Below are 22,551 nucleotides of genomic sequence, written 5' to 3'. Positions count from 1 at the left end.
GGCGCACTGTACGCCGGCGGGGCTCTGGAAGACGTATCCCGGCAGAACCCTAGCAGGGCGCGGGGCCCGGGTAGCGCCACATGTGGTTGAGCGGCCCACTGCCACGGCCCAGATTCAGACCGGCTGCCAGGGCGCCGGCCACGTAGGCCTTGGCCTCGCGCACGGCTACATCCGCCGAGAAGCCCTGGGCGAGCCCGCAGGCGATGGCCGACGACAGCGAGCAGCCCGTGCCGTGGGTGTTCTCGGTGCGCACGCGTTTGCCGCGCAGCCACACGTGCTCGCCTGCGGCCATGCGCAGGTAGTCGTCAGCTGCATCGGGATCGCCCACTCCGTGACCGCCCTTCACCATAATGGCCGGCACGCGGGGCGCCGCATCCGGGTTGGGCGAGATCTCGGCCGCCGCCGCGCAGCGGGCGGCGATGAGCTCGGCGGCGCGCTCCACATCGTCGGCACAGCTGATGACCATGCCCGCGAGCACTTCGGCCTCGGGGATGTTCGGCGTGACCACCGCGGCCAAGGGGAACAGCTCGGCCACGAGCGCGTCCACCGCCTCATCGGCGATGAGCGCCGAGCCCGAGGTGGCCACCATGACCGGATCCACCACGATGTTCTCGGCGCGATGCCGGCGCAGCCCATCGGCAATAGCGCGCACAATGGCCGGCGACGACACCATGCCGATCTTCACCGCCTCGGGGCGGATGTCGTCGAACACGGCGTCCATCTGGGCGCCCACGAAGGCGGGGTCCACATCCATCACGCCGAACACGCCCGTGGTGTTCTGGGCTGTGAGCGCCGTGATGACGCTCTCGCCGAACAGCTGGTGGGCGGCGATGGTCTTCAGATCGGCCTGGATGCCAGCTCCCCCGCTGGAATCGGACCCGGCAATGGTGAGTACCGCTTTCATGGCATTCCTTTCTCCGCACATGCGAGTGCGCCTATCATCCCATAAAAAGGAGGCGACCTTGCCCGGTCGCCTCCTTCCGATGGTCAATCGTCACGCGCGGACTAGCCCTCGATGAGCTTCACGGCCTCGTCGGTGTCGATGATCTTGGCGGCGTAGCAGGTGCGCATGTAGTCGAGGCCTTCCTCCTGGTCGCCCACAAGGAAGGTGGCCGTGGCGTCGCCCACCACGATGATGTTGAAGTTGTTGAAATAGGCGTCGGCCACCGTGTGCTTCACGCAGATGTTCGTGTCCATGCCGCAGCAGATGAGCGTGTCGACGCCCAGCTCGTTCAACAGCAAAAGCAACCCCGTCTGGAAGAAGCCGCTGTAGCGGCGCTTCTCCACCACGTAATCGGTGGGCTGAGGATCGAGCAAGGGCGACGTTTGGGCCTCGGGGGTCCCGGCGATGCCGTGGGCGCCCCACAGGGCCAACTCGCGATCGATGCCGGGGAGGTGGGCGTCGTTGGTGAAGACGACGGGCATACCGGCGGCGCGGGCGGCCGTCGTGAGCTTGGCCGTCTGTTGGATGGCGGGCAGCAGCACCGGCTCGAGCGGACCTCCCGTGGGGTCGCCCAGCTCGTCGATGACGAGCAGCGCGCACTTCGCGCGATCGATGGAGCTAAGGTCGATGAGGTCGTTGTTGTTCTCGTCGCCGAGCATGGATGTTCCTTTCTCTTGCCGTCCGTCTCCCTGGCACCTCAAAATGTGCAAACGATGACTTAAATGCCTAAGGTCTCATCGATGATACGCGAAAGCTCGCAAGTCGCCGCTTCAATATCGTCGGCGGCGAATATGGCGCTCACCACGGCGGCGCCGTCCACATTCAGCTCGGACAGGCGCGGCATCGTGGCGGCATTCACGCCGCCGATGGCCACGACGGGGATGTCCACGGCGGCCACAATGGCGCGGAACTCCTCGGGGGTGAGCACCCCGGCCTCGGGCTTGGTGGCCGTGCCGGTCACACCGCCGACGCCCAAGTAGTCGGCCCCGGCTGCCTCGGCGGCGCGGGCCTGTTCTACCGTCTGGGTAGAGACGCCCACGATGGCATCCGGCCCGAGGAGCGCCCGGGCCCGCTCGCAGGCCATGTCGTCCTGGCCCACGTGCACCCCGTCGGCACCCACGGCCAACGCGCATTCCACGTCGTCGTTCACCACGAAGGGCACGCCGGCCGCGCGGCAGAGCGCGAGCAGCTCCGCGGCCTCGGCCTGAAGCGCCTCGCCAGTTGCCTGCTTGTCGCGCAGCTGCACGAAGGTCGCACCCCCCGCGAGCGCCTCTTCCACGCATTCCGTCAGCGTCCGCTCCCCCAGCCACGCGTTGTCCGTCACCGCGTACAGCTTCAAGGCACGGCGAATAGCCTCCGCCGACCACTTTCCACGTTCCCGTGCAGGCATATTCACTCCTCGTTCCAAATTGGGTACCCGTTTCGATCGCTTTTTTCGAGTTGTTAGACATCACGCAAGCGCGATGCCGGACAAGCAAGCGAAAAGCGCTGCGAAAACACCTGGTCGGGCCTTTACGATGCAGCGTTTCCGCAAGTTGCTCTGTCAGAAAAGTCTAACAACTCGAATTTCTTGCCCTAATCGAGCGAGAAGGACGGCCCGACCCCGCTCCTTGTGCCCGAGGGGCGTCTATTCCGCGTCCAAGTCGACGACGAGCCCGTCCATGATGTCGTTCACGGTTTTCATGGCGCACATCTTGCCGCACATGGTGCAGGTGCCCTCGGTAGAGGGAGGTGCGCTTTCGAAGACGGCGCGGGCGCGGGCCGGATCGAGCGACAGGTCGAACATCTCGCCCCAGGCCACGCGGCGACGCGCATCGCTCATACGGTTGTCGCGGTCGCGGGCGCCGGGCACGCCCTTGGCGATGTCGGCGGCATGGGCGGCGATCTTCGTGGCCACCAGCCCCTCGCGCACGTCGTTCGCATTCGGCAGGCGCAAATGCTCGGCCGGCGTCACGTAGCAGAGGAAGTCGGCGCCGGAAGAAGCCGCAATAGCCCCGCCGATGGCCGCCGTGATGTGGTCGTAGCCCGGGGCGATATCGGTCACAAGCGGCCCCAGCACGTAGAAGGGCGCCTGGTGGCACAGCCTCTTCTCCAGCTTCATGTTGGCGGCGATCTCATCGAGCGCCATATGCCCGGGGCCTTCCACCATCACCTGCACGCCGGCATCCCACGCGCGGCGGGTGAGCTTGCCGATCTCGATGAGCTCGGCGATCTGCCCGGCATCCGTGGCGTCGTAGCCGCTGCCGGGGCGCATGGCATCACCGATGGAGATGCACACATCGTGCTCGTGCAAGATAGCCAGCACCTCGTCGTAGTACTCATAGAAGGGGTTCTCACGACCAGTGGCCTCCATCCAGGCGAAGATGAGCGACCCTCCTCGCGATACGATATTGGTGAGTCGCCCCGTCTCTTTGAACGACTCGATGACCCGGCGGTTCATGCCGGCGTGAATGGTGACGAAATCGACCCCGTCCTCGGCGTGGGCGCGCACCACTTCCAGGAAATCCTCGGGCGTAATGGCAATGAGCGCCTTTTCCAAGTAGCCGATGGCGTCGTACATGGGCACCGTGCCAATCATGGCCGGCGATTTCTCGACGAGCGCACGGCGGAAGGCACGTGTCTTGCCGGAGTTGGAGAGATCCATGATGGCATCGGCGCCCAGTTCCAGAGCCACGTCCACCTTCTCCCATTCCAGGGCCTCATCGGCCAAATCGCCCGAGATGCCGAGGTTCACGTTCACCTTCGTGGAAAGCGGCACGCCCTCCAACGTGGAACCGACGCCGGCCGGCGCGAGGCTTGCGTGATGGATGTTGGCCGGGATGGCGATGTGCCCGGCGGCCACGGCGGCGCGAATGGCCTCCGGCTCGCGGCCCTCGGCGGCGGCAACAGCGGCCATCTGCGGCGTGACGATGCCGGCGCGAGCGAAATCGATCTGAGTGATTGGCCGAACGTCGCTCGATGCGGCGCACGTGCGAGCGACGTTCGGCGCAGCAACGGCGCCGGCAGACTGGTGGTCAGTCATGGAAACTCCCTTCGTTGGCATTACCCATATCAGGTTCGGCGGGTCGGGGCGTGCACGGCGCCCCCTCTCAGCCTGCCCGGCCGCCGCGCGGCTGCAAGCTCCCCAGGTATATGGTTGTGCGATCAGTATAGAAAACCGACCGGCGCTACAGCGGCAGAAACACTGCCAGCGTGCCGCTTTCCAGGGCAATGCGGGCCGGGGTTCCGATAAATTCGTTGGAAAGGCCCCAGCTCGTGCGGTTCGTGAGGGCCACGCCATCAAGGCCGTATTTCAGGCCCTCCTCCACAACTCCCGTTGAAACGTCGGTGAGCGAGAACACCGACACGATGCCCGCACCCGCCGCATCCAAGCGCAGCTCGCCAGGGCCGACGAGAAATGCAATGCGCTCACGCTCCCCCACCGCCGTCACTGTCAGGCCACGCTCGGCGAAAGAGGCGAGAAGTTGCAAATTCGCCAATGTATGATCGAGCCGGCCACCGAGCGCCCCGTAGACCTCCACGGCATCGGCGCCGCGGGCGACGGCCTCGCCGAGGGCCAGCTCCATGTCGGAGGCGTCCTTCTCCGGCGGGAACGCAAGCACTTCCACCCCCTCGGGCACGTATCCCAGCGAGTCGAAGTCGCCGATGGCCAGATCGGGCGCGCAACCGACAGCCGCCAGGGATGCAAAGCCCCCGTCCACGGCGATAACGGCATCGAAGGCACCCGCCCCGTTGCGGGCGGAAAACTGCTCGGAATTGAATTCCGAGGCCCCGACGAGGGCGTACGTGGTCATCATTCCTCCTCTTCCTTCCAGGGCGAACCAGAAAGCCCAACGGCAGAACCGAGCTGAGCGGAAAGGTTTGAGCGCCGACGGCCCTTCTGTGGAATCCGCAGCAGCGCCGCTCTTTCTGCTACAATACCACAGGCGAGCGGGCCAGACGGTCGCGTACCCCCTCAGGGGTGCGAGGAAAGTCCGGGCTCCGCAGGGCAAGATGCCAGCTAACGGCTGGGCGGGGCGACCCGACGGAAAGTGCCACAGAAAAGAAGACTCCCCTGCTCGGAACATGCGGTGCGAGCCGCATGCGCGACACAGGAGAAAAGCTGAAACGGTGCGGTAAGAGCGCACCAGCGCGGCGGCAACGTCGCGGCTTGGCAAACCCCATCTGGAGCAAGCGCAAATAGGAGCGCCATACGGTGGCCCGCCGTGCGCTCGGGTTGCGTGCTAGAGACGCGGGGCGACTCGCGTTCGAGATAAATGGCCGTCCCCGACAGAACCCGGCTTACAGGCCCGCTCGCCTCTTTGTTTCGTTTGCCTGACGGCAAACGAACTACGTCGATGCTGCGGTTCCGACAGGCACCTCGCTGACTTCCTTGGGCGAACGGGTAAGACAAAAGACCAAGTAATAAGAAGAACCGCCCAATAAGGCGGTTCTTACATACCAGCTAGATTTTCTCGGCTGATTAATCGATTTCCTCGAACTCGAAGTCGTCGGCGTCGCCGAAGCCGGAGAGATCCTTCTCGTAGGGAGAGGCAACCGGGGTGGCGGCGGCCGGAGCCTGAGGCGTCACATAGGCGGAAGGCGCCACGTACTCGTCGATCTCGAAGTTGCCGGTGAGGCCGGGCACCACGTCGTACTCGCCATCCAGCGCCGTAGCGGCAGCCGGCACGTTGGCGCCGATGTCGGCCAGCTTGCGCGAGGCATCGGAGATGATATCCTTCAGCAGGTCGGCGTACTCCTCGCGGGCATCCTCGCGATCGTCCTGCAGCTTGCGGATGGCGTCGATGACGTCCTGGCGATCGGTGTTGGCGCGATCGATGATGCGCTGGGCCTCGTCGCGGGCGTCCTGAATGGTCTCGGTGGCGTTCGCGTTGGCCTTGGCGAGAATCTCGTCGGCCGAGCGCTGGGCGATGATGAGAGCCTGGGCAATGGCATTGTCGTCGGCGCGCTTGTCGGAAAGCTGGCGCTCCAGATCGGCGATGATAGCGTCCTTCTGGGCGAGCTGAGCGTCGTACTCGGAGGTGTCGACGGTCGCCGCGGCCACCTCGGTGATGGCCACCGTGGAAGCGGCAGGCGCGTCGAAGCCGCTGAAACGATCGGCCTCCAGCTGATCCTGGAGGTGCGCGATCGTGTCGTTCAAAATATCGATCTCGTCGGCGACATGCTCGAGGAACACGTCCACTTCATCCACATCGTAGCCTTTGCGGTCGATGGAGAAGCTCTGATTGTGGATGTCGGAAGCGGTGATTGCCATGTAGGTACCTCAGTTTCTTACGATGTTACGTCGCTGACACGTCGGAATGCCGGCCGTCTGAATTTAGAAAATCATCACCAGCAAACGTACCCCGAATTGTAATACAAGCAGAGCGATGATGGGAGTCACGTCCACCATTCCTCCAAGGGGCGGGATCAATTTTCGGAACAAGTTCAAATACGGGTCGCACAACTTGCCCAAAGCGCGATAGATGTCGCCGATGATGCCGCTTTGGGTGTTCGGCAGCCAGGACATCATCACGTAGATGAAGATGATCATGGAGTAGGCGTCGGCCAATCTCACGAGGAGGTAGGTCAGCATAGTTAGCAGGCTCCTTTATCGGAAGGTCTTGAGGGCGTGTCGGGCGCTAGATGATGCCCTGGGTGCGCAGGTAGGAGCGCTCGGCCTCGGTGAGCTCGTCGATGCGAGTGAGGGCGAACACCTTGTTGCCCACGCATTCCACGTTGGCGTCCAGAGCGCTGGCCACACCGAAGGAGAAGTCCAGGATGCGCTTGGCCAGCGCATCGGGGGTCGCTGCCAGGTTCAGCACCACGGCGTTGCCGAGCTTCAGCGCGGTGGAGACGGCCTCGGCGTCGTTATAGGCGCCGGGAGCCACCACCTTCAACGTGCGCGACGGCGTGAAGCGCGAGCTGGAAGCAGAGGAGCCCCGCGAGCTCGTCGAGCGCGTATCGGCCGGAGGCGTGGTGGATTCGAACAGTGAGTTCAAACCCTCGGAGCGGGCGTGGTGCACCGCCGAGGCGGCAGCCGAGGCGGCAGCCGTGCCCTCCGGGGTCATCTGCGGCGGCAGCGATGAGTCGACCATCGTGCGGAACGAGCTGGAGGAGCCGCGCCGGCTCGCGGGCGCGTCGTCGTCAGGCAGCGTGGGCACCGCCGTGCGGGCACGCACGTCGTCGATGGAGACAAGACGCGGCATGGAGGAGCGGCTGCGAGAGCGCTCGCCGGGCTCGCGGGTGGTCACCGAGTCGTAGGGATCGTAGGCCGAGCCGGACGTGCGCTCGTAGGACTCGTCGTAGCCGTACTCGCCGTAGTCGTCGCCCTCTTCGAATTCCTCGTAGTCCTCGTAGAACTCCTCGTAATCGTTCTTACGGCCGAAACCCAGCTTCGACTTGATGTCGCCGAACATGCTCTTGCCGTCCATGGAGCCTCCTGCTTCGTGTGGGCGGTGCCGCCCGCCGTGGTTCTAAGGTCTAAAGGGGCGCTTGCGGCCCCGCAGTGTTCTCGATCATCATACCAGCTTGAAGGCTACTCCTGATAAGATTCACTAAAGATGGCCCGTCCAACGCGAACAATGGTGGCCCCCAGAGGTACCGCCTCGCGCCAGTCGTCGCTCATGCCCATGGAGAGCTCCGTGAAAACGGCGGCGTCCTCGGCGGGAAGCTGAGCGCGAATCTGAACGGCCAGCTCGGCGAGTCCTGCGAAGGCCTCGCGGGCCGCCTGCGCGTCGCCGGCAGGGGCCATGGTCATAAGGCCGCGCACGGACACGTGGGGCAGAGCGGCCACCGCGCGCACCAAATCGGGCGCATCGGTCGGGGCCACGCCGCTCTTCGACGCCTCGCCCGACACGTTCACCTCGATGAGCACGTCCTGAACCTTGGAAAGCTCCGCGGCCGCGCGATCGATCTTCTCGGCGTGGCGTCGTTGGTACAGGGAGTGGATAAGCGTGGCAGAGGCGACGATTTCGGGAATGCGGCGCGACTGGATGTTGCCGATGAAGTGCCAGCGGGCCTCAGGGAACGCGGCGGACTTCGGCACGATCTGGTCGGGGCGGTTCTCGCCGAAATCCCGGGCGCCCCCCTCGATCGCCTCGGCCACGCCCTCGGGCCCAACCGTCTTCGACACGGCCACGAGGAGCACGTCCTCGGGCGCGCGGCCCGCAGCCACCGCTGCCTCGGCCACCTCCGCGGCCACCTTCTGATAGCGCTCGGCAATACTCACAAGCTCATTCCTTTCGACCGGCGAAGGCGCTGTGGCGTCCGCAGCGGCCCCCGCTTTTGCGATACGAGAAGTAAAGGTCGTCGCGGCAGGCGGTGCACTCCCCCGACGACGCGATGCGCTCCGGCGCGATACCGGCCTCGGCGAGGCTGGCGCGCACGGCAGCTTCCAGATCCAGGTGATCGGCGCCGCGGGCGCACGAGGACCCGAAGCGCTCGACGAAACGGCCGACGAGGTCGGGGCCGCACTCGTAGCACTCCGCGCCGATATGCGGGCCGACGTAGGCGTTGTATTCGGAAGGATCGACGGCTCGCCCCGCACGGACATCGAGGGCTGCCAGCGCCGCCACGGCCTTGGCGGGAATGCCGGCGAGCGCCCCGCGCCAACCCGCGTGGGCCACGGCGTAAGCCCCCGACGGGGACACGACGATGACCGGAGTGCAGTCGGCGAAGCACAAAAGCGCCGTCACGTCCGGCACGGCCACGGCCACGCCGTCGGCACCGGCGGCCCCGGCGCGCGCCACCTCCTCCCATGCGGCAGCCGCATCGTCGTCCAGGGCGAGCACGACATCGCCGTGCACCTGGTTGAGCGTAAGCAGCCGAGCACTCCCAAGACCCGCGGCGTCCAGGAGGAGCGCACGGTTCTCAGCCACGGCCATCGAGTCGTCTTCCACGTGATCGCCCAGATTGAGACCGTCGTAGGGAGGCTCGCTCACCCCGCCCTGACGGCGAGAGAAGCCCAAGCGCACGCCTGTGGCTGCAAACAGAGGTTCGTCGGTTAAAAAGGACAGGCCCGCTGACGGGCGGGCCTGCAATGTCGGCTTGGGAAGTGCCATGGGATTCGAACGTCGGCCTCTCCCCTAGCGGGCGCGCTTCAGGAAGTCGGGGATGTAGTCCTCGTCCGTGAAGCGGCTCGTGGGCGCGGGAGCCGAGAAGGTGACCGGCGCCTGCTGAACCGACTGGGGCGCGGGCTCAGTGGAGGCGAACAGGTCCTTGCGCGGCGCGAAGTCCATGGAGGACTGGGAGGCGCCCACCTTGAAGCCCGTGGCGATAACCGTGATGCGCACGGCGTCCTTCAGCTCCTCGTCGATGATCTGGCCGTAGATGATGTTGGCGTTCTCGTCGGCGCAGGCCTCCACCGTGCGGGCCGCCTCGGAGACCTCGGTCAGCGTGAGATCCGGGCCGCCGGCGATGGAGAACAGCACGCGCGAGGCACCGGCGATGGAGGACTCCAGCAAGCTGGAAGAGGTGGCCTGCTGGGCCGCGTCCAGCGCGCGGTTCTCGCCCGTGGAAATGCCGATGCCCATCATGGCCGTGCCGGCGTCCTTCATGACTGTGCGGATGTCCGCGAAGTCGAGGTTGATGAGGCCGGGGATGGTGATGAGGTCGGTAACGCCCTGGATGCCCTGGCGCAGGGTGTCGTCGCAGATGCGGAAGGCGTCGATCATGGACGTCTTCTTGTCGACGATCTCGAGCAGACGGTCGTTGGGGATGACAATGAGAGTGTCGACCTTCTGGGAGAGCAGATCGATGCCCTGGTCGGCCTGGTTGCGGCGCAAGCGGCCCTCGAAGGAGAAGGGCTTGGTGACGACGCCCACGGTGAGGGCGCCGATCTCCTCGCGGGCGATCTCGGCCACGATGGGGGCCGCGCCGGTGCCCGTGCCGCCGCCCTCGCCAGCGGTGACGAAGACCATGTCGGCCTCGGCCAGCGCCTCGCGAATCTCCGCACGGCTCTCCTCGGCGGCCTGGCAGCCCACCTGGGGGTTGGCGCCGGCGCCGAGGCCACGGGTCAGCTCCTCGCCGATGTGGATGGTCTTGTCGGCATCGGACATGAGAAGGGCCTGGCGGTCAGTGTTCACGGCGATGAACTCCACGCCGCGCACGCCGGCTTCCACCATGCGGTTCACGGCGTTCGTGCCGCCGCCGCCGACACCGACGACCTTGATGACGGCCAAATGTTCAGAGCCTGGAATGTTCGGCATTTCGTCCTCCACACCTGTTGCGTTTTACTGCTGCGTTTGTCTCGTTTCCGCGCGCCGTTGCTCGGGCGCGCCCTGCGATCCGCCCAAAGGCGGCATTTATGCAGGACATTGTACACGATGCCCATTCGTTTGCAACGCAAATCACCGCCAAAGGAGCCTGCAGATACACGAATACGACAAGAAACCCACCGCATCGCGCTTCGCGAAACGGCAAAGCGGAGCCTCGGGCTATGGATTCTTCTCGAAATCGGAAGGACGTGAGCCCCCGCTCCAAGTCATTCGGGCTCCTCGGTCGACGAAGGGGTCATTTTCTGCAGCAAATCGCGAGTTATGAGCGTCTCGATGCGGGAGAGAAGGCCCGCAGAAGTTTCCATATTTGCAAAACCCCAGGTCACGAACATTCGCTGCGGGGGTTTCAAAGAGCTCCGTACCCCCTAGACGCTTATAACTCGCGATTTGCCGCAAAAACGGGGGTGTTCGCCGACCGAGAGCCGCGACACCTGTACAGTAGGCGCGGCCGAGAGGGGCGACCAAGGTCGCCCCCTACGGGAAAGATCGCTCGCGGGTTCGCCCAAGGGAGTCAGCGAAGGGCCGACAGGCGCCTGTCGGATCCGCAGTGTCGGTGGGGCTTGTCCCCCGCATGGCGAGCGGAGGCACCCGTCGAAGAAAAAGCTTCAGCTGGGCGAAGCATCCTCGGTGCCCGCGAAAGGGAACCCTACACGGCGCGCCAGGTGGGGCGGTCGGGGACGCGGACGTTGATGTAGGAGACTTTGCCGGGGTTGTCGGCCATGATCTGCAGGACGATACGCTCCTTGTCGCGGATATCCTCCGCCGTTCCGAAGGCGATCTCGATGCCGTTGTCCAAGGTCAGGCACGTGGAGGCGGCATCGGTGGCCGTCACGGTCTTCACCTGGTCGGCAAGCTCCGTGGAAAGTCCGTCCAGGATGGCCAGGGCGTTGTTCACGTTGCCGTCGGCGCAGTAGGTGCCCACCTCGGGGGTGAGGCCGAAGGGCACGCCGGTGATGTGCAGCACCCGATCGGCGTCCTCGTAGATCTGCGGGGAGATGGTGGCGCCCAGCTCCGAATCGCGGGCCGGGATCTCCATGAGCCACATGCCGTCGGAGGCGATGGCCCACATCTGGGTGACCTTCGCGTTGTCGGCCGCTACCTCCACGATGGCGGCGATCTGGCGCTCGGTGACGTTGATCTCCAGCGTATCGGGGAAAATGCGGTTCACGGACACGTCGGCGACCCAGGCGTCGCGGTCGACGCTGTTGGCCACCGAGGAGGTGTCCACATTCAGAAGCGTCGTGCCCTGGGGCACGGCAGCGAGAATGGCCATCTCGTCGTTGGTGAGGTGGTCGGCACCGTTCACCTTCACCGACGTGATGGCGAAGGCCCCGCCGAAATAGAGGGCCGCGTAGGCGATGCCCAGCACACAGGCGAGCACGAGCGCCACGATTGCGGCCTTGAAGGCTCCGGAGCGCTTCGGGCGGGCGATGGCCCGAGCCGCTGGTGCACGTCGGTCGCTGCGCGCTGCGGGCAAATCCCCCAGGCGCACCGACGTGGTCACCGTGCGGGGCGCGGGGCGGGCGCCCGAGGCGCGGCCGCCGGCAGCGCGGCCGACCGTCGCGGGGCTTGCCGCGCCGAGGCCCGAGCGCGAGGCCGGGCGCGACGATGGGGCCTGGCGGGAGGAGGCCGGGCGCACCGGCGCCGCCGCAGGGCGCCGCGATGGCGAGACGCCGCCGCGCGCGCTCCCGCGCGAGGTGGTCCCCCGGGGCACCGAAACATTACGATTGCCGGATCTTCTAACCACGGCGACCATCCTCGCCGTGCTCCTCGCCCGCAAAGGCTACCCGGTCCTCGCCGTCGCTGACGCGCCCGCGTTCGCCAGCAAGCGTGCCATCGACGCCGCCCGCAAAGACAGCATTCGCCTCGGACGGAACGGCGCGCCCGCGTTCGCCGATGCGCACGCCGTCTACGTCCGCATCGGCGCTTGCATCGGCAGACACGTCGCCAGCACCACGTGCAGCAGCCGGAAAATCTTCCTCAAACCCCAGCAGGCGCACCTCGGGCGCCAGCTCGATACCGGCACTCGCGAGCACCGCCGCGCGCACCCGCTCCATGAGCGCGCGCACGTCGGCGGCCGAAGCACCGCCGCGGTTCACGATGAAGTTGCCGTGCACATCGGACACGCGGGCGCCGCCCACCTCGGCGCCCTTGCATCCCGCCGCCTCGATGAGGCGGCCGGCCGAGGCACCCTCGGGGTTCTTGAACACACTGCCGCAGGTGCGTTCGGAGAGCGGCTGACATCCCTTGCGCCGGGCGAGGTTGCCCTCCATCTTGTCGCGCACCCGGTAGGGGTCGGCAGCCTCGGCGGCCAGCTCGCATTCCAAGACCACCTCGTCCGCCGCAAAAGAGCTCGCGCGATAGCCCCAGGCGATCTCGTCGCCACGGCGCCGGGCCAGACCGCGCCCGGGCCGGTAAGTGGTGACGGAGATGACGCGCTGCCCTATCCACTCGTCGGCTGTGCCGGCGTTCATGCGCAGGGCGCCGCCTATGGTGCCCGGGGTGCCCACGGCGAACTCGAAGCCGCCGATGGCGCGCTTGAAGGCCTCCTGCACCACCGAGGAGAGCGAGGCGCCGGCGCCCACGACGAAGCGATCCCCATCGAAGCGCAGGGTGCGGAAATCGCGTCCGAGGGCGATGGCCACGCCAGGGAAGCCCCCGTCGGCCACGAGCACGTTTGAGCCGCGGCCGAGCACGACCCAAGGCGTGCCCTCGGCCGCGCACACATCGACCAGCCCCGTGAGCGCCCCCACGGAATTCGCGCGCACGAAAAAGCGCGCCGGGCCTCCGATGCGATAGGTGGTGTGGCGACTTAAGGGCTCGTGGGCGTAGACGTCGCCGTCGAAGCGGTCGTCCACGAGCAGCGATTGCACGGGCGAGGCGTGGCGGGCCATGGGACTCCCTTAGCGGCCCAGCTCGTCCACGAGCTGCGGCGCGATGGCGGTCACATCTCCGGCGCCCATAGTAATGACAAGGTCGCCGGGCTCGGCCACTTCCAGCATATGGGGCACCACGTCGATGCGCCGGGGCACGAAGACGGCATGGGGATGGCCGTGATCGGTGACGACGTTCAAGAAGGTCTTGCCGGTAACGCCCGGCACCGGTGCCTCACCGGCGGAGTACACGTCCATGAAGGTGACGGTGTCCGCCTCGTCGAAGGCGCTGCCGAACTCGTCGCGCATAATGTCGGTGAACAGGGCAACGCGGGAATAGCGGTGCGGCTGGAACAGCACGTGCACACGGTTGAAATCCAGAGCCTTGGCGGCCTTGATGGTGGCGGCGATCTCCGTGGGATGATGGGCGTAGTCGTCCACCACGGTCACTCCCCCGGCCTCGCCGATAAGGTCGAAGCGGCGGCGAACGCCGGCGAACTCCTGCAGCTTCTCGGCCGCCAGATCGACATCGAGGCCCAGAAGCGAGATGAGCGTCAGCACCGCGGCGCCGTTGGAGACGTTGTGCAGCCCCGGGTTCTGCTTGATGCGGCTGGCCACCACGCGCCCGTCGGGCAACCGCAGGGTGAAGCGGGTGCCCACGCCCTGAGCCTCCGTGGCCAGGATACGAGCGTCGCAATCCTCGGAAAAGCCGTAGGTGGTCACCGCACGCCCGGTGCCGCGGGCCACCTCCGCCAACTTCGGATCATCGCCGCACACGACGATGGGGCCGTCTTCGCGCACTCCGGAAAGGAAGGCCGCGAACTGGGCGTAAATCTCGTCGAGCCCCTCATAGTGGTCCAGGTGATCCGCCTCGATGTTCGTGACGATGGCCGCCGCCGGGGAGAGGTAGGTGAAGGACTTGTCGGACTCGTCGGCCTCCACCACATAAGAGCGCCCCCGACCGGAATGGGCGTTGGTGCCATAGGCCCGCACAATGCCGCCGATGAGGAAAGTGGGATCGTAGCCCATGGCATCCAGCGTGCTGGCGAGCATGGAAGAGGTCGTCGTCTTTCCATGGGTGCCCGCCACGGCCAGCGTGTCCAGATCGCGCCCGAGGCGAGCGAGCATCTGGGCGCGGTGCACGATGGGAAGGTTGCGCCGGCGAGCCTCGATGAGCTCGGGGTTGTTCTCCAGGATGGCCGTGGAAACGACCACCGTCACATCGCCGTCGGGGATGTTCGCGCCGTCCTGGCCGATGAACACCGTGACCCCCGCATCGCGCAGCTGCTTGGTGTAGCGGCTCTCCTTGATGTCCGAGCCCGACACGGCCATGCCCTGGTCGTGGGCGACCCGGGCGATGCCGCTCATGCCGACGCCGCCGACCCCGATAAAGTGAAGCTGCTCTTGTTCGCTATTCACGTCGCCTCGCCTTTCGTCCTCGTTGCAATCCCGCTATTGTAAAGCATCAGCGCGCCGTGGCGACGCCGACCACAACATCTGCCAAGGCGGCCGCCGCCTCGCCGGTCTTCTGAGCCCGGGCCGCCGCGACCATGCCCTCGCGCACCGACGCGTCGTCGATGAGCGCGAAGAGCTTGGCTTTGAACTCGTCGCTTTCCAGCTCGTCGTCGGGCATCATGAACGCGGCGCCCGATTCCACCCACGCGCGGGCGTTGGTGGTCTGGTGGTCGGCCGTGGCGAAGGGGTAGGGCACGAGCAGCGCCGGAATGGCCAGCGCGGAAATCTCCGCGAGCGAGGTGGCCCCGGCGCGCGACACGATGGCATCGGCCGCGGCCAAAGTCTCCCCCATGCGATCCTGGTAGCCCAGAAGGTGCCAGCGGCGCGCCTCGTCATCCGTGAGCGCCAGCGCCTCGGTCACCGCATCCAGCTCCTTGGGGCCCGTGATGTGCACGATGTGCAGGTTCGGGCGCGCGAGCAGCTCGTCTTTCAGGGCGACAACGGCCTCGTTGATGTGGCGCGCGCCCAACGAGCCGCCGAAGACGAGCAGCATGAAATCATCCTCGGCAAGGTCGAACATCGCCCGGCCCGCGGCGCGATCGGCCTCGATGACCGAACGGCGCACGGGATTGCCCGTCACGGTGACCGGCGCGGTGGCGCCCAGGCTCTCCGCCGAGCACTCGTAGGTCACGCAGACGGCGTCGGCCCGCCGGGCCAGATACTTGTTTGCCATACCCGCCACGGAATTCTGCTCGTGCAGCACCACGGGCACGCCGGTCTTCTCGGCCGCTCGGGCCACGGGAATGCACACGTACCCGCCGAAGCCCACGACGACGTCGGGCTTGATGTCGGCGAACCACTTTTTCGCCTTGCCCGTGGAGGCGGCGATCTTCGCCACGCCCTTCGCGAGGGAGGCCGGATGCGATCGGTCGAACCCTGAGGCCTCGAAGGCCGTGAACGGGATGCCGGCGGCGGGCACGAGGCGCGACTCCACCCCGCCGGGGGTGCCGGCGAAGCGCACGTCCCAGCCGCGGCTTACCAGCTCGTCGGCCAGGGCGAGGGCGGGGTTGATATGCCCGGCGGTGCCTCCGCCGGAAAGAACGGCCAACATGGGCTTACCTCCTGTAATTGGAACGGTTAGATGGGCGCGCGGAGCGGGATCGGGCCGAAGCATCGATGCGGCCGGATCCGCTGCGGCCCGAGGCGGCCGCGGAGTGCGAGCGCGAAGACCCCCCCCCCGACCGCGCCCGGCCCGACGGCGCGGGAGGCGCCGGCTCCCGGCGCACGAGCCGCAGGTCGGCCCGGCGCTGCTCGTAAACGGACGGGGCGGCCGGCGCCGCGGACACGGAGAGCACGAGCCCCACCAAGATGAACGAGGCGATCATGGACGTGCCGCCCGACGAGATGAAGGGCAGCGGCTTTCCCGTCGTGGGAAACACGCCGATGACGCAGGCGATGTTCAGAAACGCCTGGAACACGAGCATCACCGTGGCACCGCCGGCGATCATGGCACCGATGTCGTCGGAGGCCCGCTCGGCGATGGCGAGCCCCGCGTACAGCACGCAGAAGAACAGCCCGATGACGAAGAGCGCCCCCACGAGCCCCAGCTCCTCGCCGATGACGGCGAAGATGAAGTCGCTCTCCGAGGCGAACAGGTACTGGAACTTCTCGTGGGAGTTGCCGAGTCCCACGCCGAAGATGCCTCCCTCGGCCAGCGCGTAGTAGGAGCGGATGATGTTGTAGCCGGTGCCGTAGCCGCCCTCCCCGTCGTTCCACGGATCCATGAACACGAGGCGGTCGGAACGGTAGCCGGTGCCGAAAATGGCCACGAGTCCGCCGAGCACGGCCACGCCCAAACAGGCGAAGATGACCCGGCGCGACACCCCGCCCATCCACATGACGGCGAGAATGCCCACGAAGCAGATGGCCGTGGTGCCCAAATCGGACTGGGTGCGGTACATGAGCGCGATGGGGGCGATGATGAAGATGAGCGCGCGCACCATGGTGGCGCGGCTCTCCACGAGCCCCGCCCGCCAATCGACGACGAGACGCACCGCCACCAGAATAAAGGCGATCTTGCAGAACTCCGAGGGCTGCAGCCCAATGGGCCCGATATAGAGCCAGCGCTGGGCGCCGTAATGGTCGGTGCCGGCGAGCCACACGGCGAAGATGAGCGCCACGGCCACGGCCCACACGGCCCACACAATCGGCCCCACCCAGAAGCGGTAGGGCACGACCTTCCACAAGAAAAGGGCGCAAGCCGCGCCAAAAACCACATACAGGAGCTGGTCGGTGAAGAAGTCCGTCGCCGGCTTGCCGGCATCCAGCGCCTTGACCATGGAGGCGGAGTACACCATGACGAGCCCCACCAGCACGAGCGCCAGCACGCACAGAAGCAGCAGAACGCGAGGCCCCTGACTGGAGGGGCCCGCGGACGTCTCGCTATGTCGGGAGGAGCGGCTCAAAGGCCTAGGCCTTCCCGGCCCGGTCGGCCACGAGGCGCTTGAACACGTCGCCCCGCTCCTCGAAGCAGCTAAACTCGTCGAAGGAGGCGCAGGCCGGCGAGAGCACGACCACGTCCCCGTCCTCGGCGATGGAGAGGGCCGCGTCCAGCGCCTCCTCCATCGTGCCGGCGGAGAGCACTGGGGAGACCCCCGAGCCCGCGAAAGCCGCCAGGAACCGCTCGCGGGCCTCGCCGAAGCAGACCACGGCCCGGGCGTTCTCTTCGCAGGCCGCCACGAGCGGGGCCAAATCGGTGCCCTTGTCGCGGCCGCCGAGCAGCACGATGGGGCGCGTCGGCAGAAAGGCGGTGAGCGCCACCAGCGTGGCGTCCACGTTGGTGGCCTTCGAGTCGTTGTAGCAGGCCACGCCGTCCACGAGCCCTGCCGGCTCGATGCGGTGCTCCAGGGGGCGGAAGGTGAGCAGGCCCTCGCCCACCGCCGTGTCCGTGGCGCCCAGTACGAGCGCGCATGCGGCGGCGGCCAGGGCGTTCTGTTGGTTATGGCCGCCCTTGATCTGGAGATCGTCCACGAAGACGAGGTCGGAGACGCGGCCGTCCCACGCCACGACGAGCTGACCGCCGTCGCCGCGGAAGGCGGCGGCGCCAGTGCCGCAGGTGGCGCGCATGTCGGCGCCGAGGCCGGCAGCGCCCCCGATGGGGATGTAGCGGAAGGGAACGCCGCCTCGGGCCCGCAGCTCGCGGATCTTCGCGCGCACGGCGTCGTCGCAGGCATCGAGCACGGCCACACCGCCGCTGACGCCCAGATTGGCGAGCACCTTCCACTTGGCCGCGGCGTAGGCCTCAAGGCTGCCGTGCCAGGAAAGATGGTCCGGCGTGATGTTGAGCACCACGGCCACATCCGGCGCGAACAGGCGCGTCGAGGCCAGCTGGTAGCTGGAGGTCTCCGCCACGTACACGTCGGTGTTCCCGGCGGCCACCGCATCGATGCAAGTCTCGCCGATGTTGCCCACGGCGGCCGCGTTCATGCCCGCCTCCCGCAGCAAATGGCAGGTGAGCGCGGTCGTAGTGGTCTTGCCGTTGGTGCCGGTGATGGCGACCCACTTCGAGGAAGCGTCGCTCTCGCGCCAGGCGAATTCCACCTCGCTGATCACCTCGGCGGAGGCCGCAGCGGCGCTCCGATAGAACGGAGAATTCTCGGAAATGCCGGGGCTCGCAATACACAGATCGTAGGCGCCTTCGATGGTCTCGTGGTCGAAGAGCACCACGGCCCCGCGCTCGCGGGCGCCCTCGGCCCAGACCAGCGCCGCCTCGCCCGGCGCGCCGGCGGCCACGGCCAGCGTCTCCACGCGGCTGCCCAGCGCATCCAAGCAGTACTCCGCCGCCGCTGTGCCCGACTTTCCCAGCCCTAAGATAAGCACGCGCCCGAGGTTCTTCGGGGCGTGTTTCTTGCCGGCGATCATCTCCACGTTTTCCATGCCTTCCCTAGCCATTGCCTCTACGCCCCCAGCGTCGTCGCGAAGTACAGCACAAAGCCGCAGGCGGCCAGCATGCCCGAAACGATCCAGAAGCGCACGACCACCTTCGTCTCCGACCAGCCCTTCTTCTCGAAATGATGGTGCAGAGGCGCCATGAGGAAGATGCGCTTTTTGGTCTTTTTGTAGTAGAACACCTGGATCATGACCGAGAGCGCCTCGGCCACGAACAGGCCGCCGATGATGATGACGACGAACTCCGTCTTGGTCACCACGGCGAGGCACCCGAGCGCCATGCCGAGGGCGAGCGAGCCGGTGTCGCCCATGAAGATGTCGGCGGGATGCGAGTTGAACCAGAGGAAGCCGATGCAGGCGCCGGCGAGCGCCCCGGCGAACAGGGCCGGCTCAAGCACGCCCGCGCGGAAGGCGATGGCGGCCATGACGAGCATGACCACCATGACCGTGCCCGCGGCCAAACCGTCAAGCCCGTCGGTGAGGTTCACGGCGTTGCAGAGCCCCACGAGCAGGATAAGGCAGTAGATAAGGTAGAGCCAGGGAATGGCGATGCCGTCGCCCACGGGCACCACCGTGGTGAGCACGCCCAAATCGAGGGTGGCCACAAACGGGATCTCCACGGTGGGCTTGATGCCGAGCAGGTTCACCGCCACCAGCACGAAAACGGCGGCGATGAGAAACTGGCCGATCAGCTTCGCCTTGGGCGTGAGCCCGAGCGATCGCTCGTGGGCCACCTTCGAAGCATCATCGATGAGCCCGAGGATGCCGGTGGCCACCGTGGCGCCGAGCAGAAGCCACAGCTCCGCGGTAGGGGCGCCCACCGAGGCGAGCAAGGTGAAGACGATGACGGCGATGAGCATGATGACGCCGCCCATAGTGGGGGTTCCCTGCTTCACCAGATGGCTCTGGGGGCCGTCGGCGCGCACCTGCTGGCCGATGTGGCTCGTCTTCAGAAAGCGGATCCAGGCGGGCATGAGCACCATGGTGATCACCATGGCGATGGCCACGCCGAGGAAGATCATGAACGTGGGGTAGGCGGAGAACAGAGAGAACATCAGTTGACCAATCCTTCGACGATACGGGTAAGGCCCATGAAGTGCGAGGCCTTCACGAGCACGGCGTCGCCCGGCTCGAGCAGCGCGTCCAGCTCCTCCAGCACGTCGGCGACGGTGTCGGCGCGGCTGATGCGCGCCGCGTCCATGCCGGCGGCCTCGGCGCCTGCGGCGATATGCCGCGCCAGCTCGCCGATGCAGATGAGCTTATCGAGATGGTGCGAGGCAGCGGCGGCGCCGACGCCCTCGTGGCAGGCGGGGGCGAAGCTGCCGAGCTCGCCCATGTCGCCGAGCACGGCGATGCGCCGGCCGGCCACGTCCGTGGCGGCGAAGGTCGCGAGCGAGGCGCGCATGGAATCGGGGCTCGCGTTGTAGGCGTCGTTGATGACCGTGAAGCCGCCGCGGGCGGCGATGACCTCCTGGCGGCCCGGCTCGGGCACCGACGCTCCCAGCGCGGCGGCGATGGTGGCCAAATCGAGCCCCAAGGCGAAGCCCACCGAGGCGGCGGCGCAGGCGTTGTCCACGTTGTGGGCGCCGGTGAGGGAGAGCGCGCAGGGCACGCGTTCCACGGTGGCGAACAGGGCGCCGTCGTCGTGGTCGGCGGCATCGCGGGCGCACAGGGTGAAGCGGGGGCGGCCCTCGGCGTCCAGCGACACGTCCTCGGCCCAGACCGCCTGATCGCAAGCGGCGCTCTCGCGCTCGAGCGCCCCGCGGAGGGCCGCATCGGGATGCCCGGCGAAGCCTGAGAGGGCCACGGAGCGCTCGGACAGGCGTCCGCGCTCGGCCATAAAGGCGGCGAAGTCGTCGTCCAGGTTGGCGAAGGCGCGGCCCACGCCGGCGGGCAGGGCCTCGAAGAGCTCGGACTTGGCCCGGGCGATGTTCTCCCGACTGCCCAGAAGCTCGATGTGGCTCTCGCCCACGTTGGTGATAAGGCCCCACACCGGCCGCACGAAATCGCACAGCTCGGCAATTTGCCCGCGGCCGCGCATGCCCATCTCAACGACGACCACGGCCGTCTCCGGATCGGCGTTGAGCAATGTGCGGGGAACGCCCAGCTCGTTGTTCTGATTGGCCTTGGTGGCCACCACGCTGCCGTAGGCGGCGCACACGTCCCGGGTGAGGTTCTTGGTGGTGGTTTTGCCCACCGAGCCGGTCAGCCCGATGACGCGGCCCCGCAAATGGGAGCGCCAGGCCCGGGCCAGGTCGGTGATGGCCGAGGCGGTGTTGGGCACCTCGATGATGGCGGCCCCCAGCTCCCGGGCCAGAAGGGCGCAGGATTGCGAGGGGCCATCGGTGACCAGCGCGCCCGCGGCGCCGGCGCGCAGGGCGGCCTCCACGAACGCGTGGCCGTCGACGCGCTCGCCGGGCAGGGCCACGTAGAGCCAGCCCGGGCGCACTTCCCGCGAATCCCAGGTGATGCCCGTCATGAGGGCGCTGGCGTCGATGGGGTCTACAAGGAACTGGCCGCCGGTGTATGCTGCGATTTGTTTTGCGTTGAGGCGCACGCCGAGTCCTTTCGCCTAGTCCGAACACGCACCGCCGAAGGCGCGCTCCAACTCCTCGGCCGCCACGACGCGGTCGTCGAAGGAGAGCACTTCATCGCCCACGAGCTGGTAGTCCTCATGGCCCTTGCCGGCCACGAGGATGGCATCGCCCGGGCGTGCGAGCGCGATGGCGGCCGCGATGGCACTACGGCGGTCGGGCTCCACGGTGAAGCGCTCGGCGTCTTCCATACCCGCCACGATATCGGCGATGATGGCATCGGGCTCCTCGTGGCGCGGGTTGTCGCTCGTCACCACGGCGTAGTCGGCGGCCAGCGCCGCAGCTCCCATGATGGGGCGCTTGGTGGCATCGCGGTTGCCGCCGCAGCCGAAGACGACGATGGTGCGTCCGTGTGAGAGCTCCTTGATAGAGGCGATGGCCTTGGTGAGCGCGTCGGGGGTGTGGGCGTAATCCACGTACACCGACACCGGCGCGTCCACCGCAGGGCGCACGCGCTCCAGGCGGCCGGGAACCGCCGGCATGGTGGCCAGGGCCTCGGCGATGATCTGGGCGGGAATCCCTAAGGCCAGCGCGCAGCCGAAGGCCGTCATGACGTTCTCCACGTTGAAGCGCCCCACGAGCGGGTACTCCACCGCGATGCGCGTCCCGCGCACCTCGAGCACCGCCTTGGTGCGGGCGGCCTCGTAGGTGACCTCCACCGGATGGATCTGGGCGGAGACGTCGAAGCCCGTGGTGATGACCTCGTCGCCGGCGGCGGTGCAGCGGCGCAGAAGCTCGCGCCCCCAGGAGCCGTCGATGGAGATGACGCGGCGGGCCGGGTAGTCCTTCGAGAACAGAAGCGCCTTGGCCTCGAAGTAGTCGTCGAAGGTGTGGTGGTAGTCCAGGTGGTCCTGGGTGAGGTTCGTGAACGCCGTCACGGCGAAGTCGGTGTCCCAGGTACGGCGCAGATCGAGCGCGTGCGAGCTCACCTCCATGGCCACCACCGTGCAGCCCGCGTCGCGCATCCGCGCGAACAGCTTCTGCAGGTCGGGCGACTCCGGCGTGGTGCGCTCGGCGTGCTCCATGGCGCCGGCGATCTTGTTGCCCACGGTGCCGATGACGCCGCAGCGGTTGCCGGCCACACTCGCGATGTGCTCCACCAGGTAGGTCGTGGTGGTCTTGCCGTTGGTGCCCGTGATGCCCACGAGCGAGAAGGCGCGGGAGGGGTTGTCGTAGTAGTTCGCCGAGGCGTAGGCCATGGCCTTGCGCGAGTCGGAGACGACGACCTCGGTGACATCGGTGGCGTCGGCCAGGTACACCTTGCGCTCGGCCACCAGCGAGGTGGCCCCACGGTCGATGGCGTCCTGGGCGAAGGAGTGGCCGTCGACGACGGTGCCGACGATGCAAAAGAACATATCGTTCGGGCGAACCTCGTCGCTGCGGAACGCCAGCCCTGCCACCTCCTCGTTCCCGTTGCCGATGATGGTGCAATCCATCCCTTGGAAGAGCTCTGAGCAGGTCTTGGTCATAACGGTATCGTT

Annotated in this window: 20 protein-coding genes, 1 other RNA gene and 1 riboswitch; of the genes, 1 reads left to right on the top strand and 20 read right to left on the bottom strand. The window is 67.1% G+C overall.

Annotated features, from left to right (window positions below; translation table 11 throughout):
- Window positions 1-49 precede the first annotated feature (49 nt).
- From thiD to NE591_RS06955, 5 genes are all read right to left on the bottom strand, one after another.
- On the bottom strand, window positions 50-904 hold the full coding sequence (thiD, locus tag NE591_RS06975; RefSeq protein ID WP_117285029.1) for a bifunctional hydroxymethylpyrimidine kinase/phosphomethylpyrimidine kinase: 855 nt from the start codon (window positions 902-904) through the stop codon (window positions 50-52).
- Between the two features lie 101 nt (window positions 905-1,005).
- Window positions 1,006-1,602, bottom strand: coding sequence for a cysteine hydrolase family protein (locus tag NE591_RS06970; RefSeq protein WP_227070450.1), 597 nt, complete (start codon window positions 1,600-1,602; stop codon window positions 1,006-1,008).
- 59 nt (window positions 1,603-1,661) lie between these two features.
- Window positions 1,662-2,333 (bottom strand): thiamine phosphate synthase, encoded by a 672-nt coding sequence (gene thiE / locus NE591_RS06965; protein ID WP_227070451.1) that lies wholly within the window; start codon window positions 2,331-2,333, stop codon window positions 1,662-1,664.
- 237 nt (window positions 2,334-2,570) lie between these two features.
- Window positions 2,571-3,965 (bottom strand): phosphomethylpyrimidine synthase ThiC, encoded by a 1,395-nt coding sequence (gene thiC / locus NE591_RS06960; protein ID WP_227070452.1) that lies wholly within the window; start codon window positions 3,963-3,965, stop codon window positions 2,571-2,573.
- Window positions 3,955-4,080: riboswitch (TPP riboswitch) on the bottom strand. Its footprint overlaps the gene before it by 11 nt.
- A gap of 30 nt (window positions 4,081-4,110) precedes the next feature.
- A complete protein-coding gene (locus NE591_RS06955; protein WP_227070453.1) occupies window positions 4,111-4,740 on the bottom strand; it encodes a thiamine diphosphokinase in 630 nt (209 codons plus the stop codon).
- A 130-nt stretch (window positions 4,741-4,870) separates the two neighbouring features.
- Between NE591_RS06955 and rnpB the strand changes: the two genes are divergently transcribed.
- Window positions 4,871-5,243, top strand: an RNA gene (gene rnpB / locus NE591_RS06950) — RNase P RNA component class A.
- A gap of 162 nt (window positions 5,244-5,405) precedes the next feature.
- On the opposite strand, the gene NE591_RS06945 is transcribed toward rnpB, so the two are convergent.
- From NE591_RS06945 to NE591_RS06875, 15 genes are all read right to left on the bottom strand, one after another.
- Window positions 5,406-6,197, bottom strand: coding sequence for a DivIVA domain-containing protein (locus NE591_RS06945; RefSeq protein ID WP_227070454.1), 792 nt, complete (start codon window positions 6,195-6,197; stop codon window positions 5,406-5,408).
- Between the two features lie 63 nt (window positions 6,198-6,260).
- Window positions 6,261-6,518 (bottom strand): YggT family protein, encoded by a 258-nt coding sequence (locus NE591_RS06940; protein ID WP_022740272.1) that lies wholly within the window; start codon window positions 6,516-6,518, stop codon window positions 6,261-6,263.
- A 46-nt stretch (window positions 6,519-6,564) separates the two neighbouring features.
- A complete protein-coding gene (locus NE591_RS06935) occupies window positions 6,565-7,356 on the bottom strand; it encodes a cell division protein SepF (RefSeq protein ID WP_227070455.1) in 792 nt (263 codons plus the stop codon).
- Between the two features lie 104 nt (window positions 7,357-7,460).
- Entirely contained in the window at window positions 7,461-8,153 is a 693-nt protein-coding gene (locus NE591_RS06930) for a YggS family pyridoxal phosphate-dependent enzyme (protein WP_114539911.1), read from the bottom strand.
- A gap of 4 nt (window positions 8,154-8,157) precedes the next feature.
- Window positions 8,158-8,985 (bottom strand): polyphenol oxidase family protein, encoded by an 828-nt coding sequence (locus NE591_RS06925; RefSeq protein WP_227070456.1) that lies wholly within the window; start codon window positions 8,983-8,985, stop codon window positions 8,158-8,160.
- Window positions 8,986-9,009: 24 nt separating this feature from the next.
- Window positions 9,010-10,131: a cell division protein FtsZ gene (gene ftsZ / locus NE591_RS06920; RefSeq protein WP_227070457.1), complete on the bottom strand. Its 1,122-nt coding sequence runs from the start codon at window positions 10,129-10,131 to the stop codon at window positions 9,010-9,012.
- 715 nt (window positions 10,132-10,846) lie between these two features.
- On the bottom strand, window positions 10,847-11,947 hold the full coding sequence (locus NE591_RS06915) for an FtsQ-type POTRA domain-containing protein (RefSeq protein WP_227070458.1): 1,101 nt from the start codon (window positions 11,945-11,947) through the stop codon (window positions 10,847-10,849).
- The gene (murB, locus tag NE591_RS06910) at window positions 11,940-13,094 is read right to left on the bottom strand and encodes a UDP-N-acetylmuramate dehydrogenase (protein ID WP_227070459.1); all 1,155 of its coding nucleotides are present in this window, start codon (window positions 13,092-13,094) and stop codon (window positions 11,940-11,942) included. The genes NE591_RS06915 and murB overlap by 8 nt, the downstream gene beginning before the upstream one ends.
- 9 nt (window positions 13,095-13,103) lie before the next feature.
- The gene (gene murC, locus NE591_RS06905) at window positions 13,104-14,492 is read right to left on the bottom strand and encodes a UDP-N-acetylmuramate--L-alanine ligase (RefSeq protein ID WP_114549111.1); all 1,389 of its coding nucleotides are present in this window, start codon (window positions 14,490-14,492) and stop codon (window positions 13,104-13,106) included.
- A gap of 46 nt (window positions 14,493-14,538) precedes the next feature.
- Window positions 14,539-15,639: an undecaprenyldiphospho-muramoylpentapeptide beta-N-acetylglucosaminyltransferase gene (gene murG, locus NE591_RS06900; protein WP_227070460.1), complete on the bottom strand. Its 1,101-nt coding sequence runs from the start codon at window positions 15,637-15,639 to the stop codon at window positions 14,539-14,541.
- Window positions 15,640-15,643: 4 nt separating this feature from the next.
- Entirely contained in the window at window positions 15,644-16,993 is a 1,350-nt protein-coding gene (locus tag NE591_RS06895) for an FtsW/RodA/SpoVE family cell cycle protein (RefSeq protein ID WP_227070461.1), read from the bottom strand.
- Window positions 16,994-16,997: 4 nt separating this feature from the next.
- Entirely contained in the window at window positions 16,998-18,464 is a 1,467-nt protein-coding gene (gene murD, locus NE591_RS06890; RefSeq protein ID WP_227070462.1) for a UDP-N-acetylmuramoyl-L-alanine--D-glutamate ligase, read from the bottom strand.
- A 20-nt stretch (window positions 18,465-18,484) separates the two neighbouring features.
- Window positions 18,485-19,531: a phospho-N-acetylmuramoyl-pentapeptide-transferase gene (mraY, locus tag NE591_RS06885; RefSeq protein WP_114549109.1), complete on the bottom strand. Its 1,047-nt coding sequence runs from the start codon at window positions 19,529-19,531 to the stop codon at window positions 18,485-18,487.
- Window positions 19,531-21,033, bottom strand: a complete 1,503-nt coding sequence (murF, locus tag NE591_RS06880) for a UDP-N-acetylmuramoyl-tripeptide--D-alanyl-D-alanine ligase (RefSeq protein WP_114539919.1) — start codon at window positions 21,031-21,033, stop codon at window positions 19,531-19,533. Before murF ends, mraY begins: the two co-directional genes overlap by 1 nt.
- Window positions 21,034-21,048: 15 nt before the next feature.
- The gene (locus NE591_RS06875) at window positions 21,049-22,539 is read right to left on the bottom strand and encodes a UDP-N-acetylmuramoyl-L-alanyl-D-glutamate--2,6-diaminopimelate ligase (protein ID WP_114539920.1); all 1,491 of its coding nucleotides are present in this window, start codon (window positions 22,537-22,539) and stop codon (window positions 21,049-21,051) included.
- Window positions 22,540-22,551 lie beyond the last annotated feature (12 nt).

It is taken from the genome of Adlercreutzia sp. DFI.6.23, assembly GCF_024462535.1.
In the GTDB taxonomy this organism is placed as follows: domain Bacteria; phylum Actinomycetota; class Coriobacteriia; order Coriobacteriales; family Eggerthellaceae; genus Adlercreutzia; species Adlercreutzia rubneri.
This window is presented reverse-complemented; position numbering and strand designations above follow the sequence as displayed.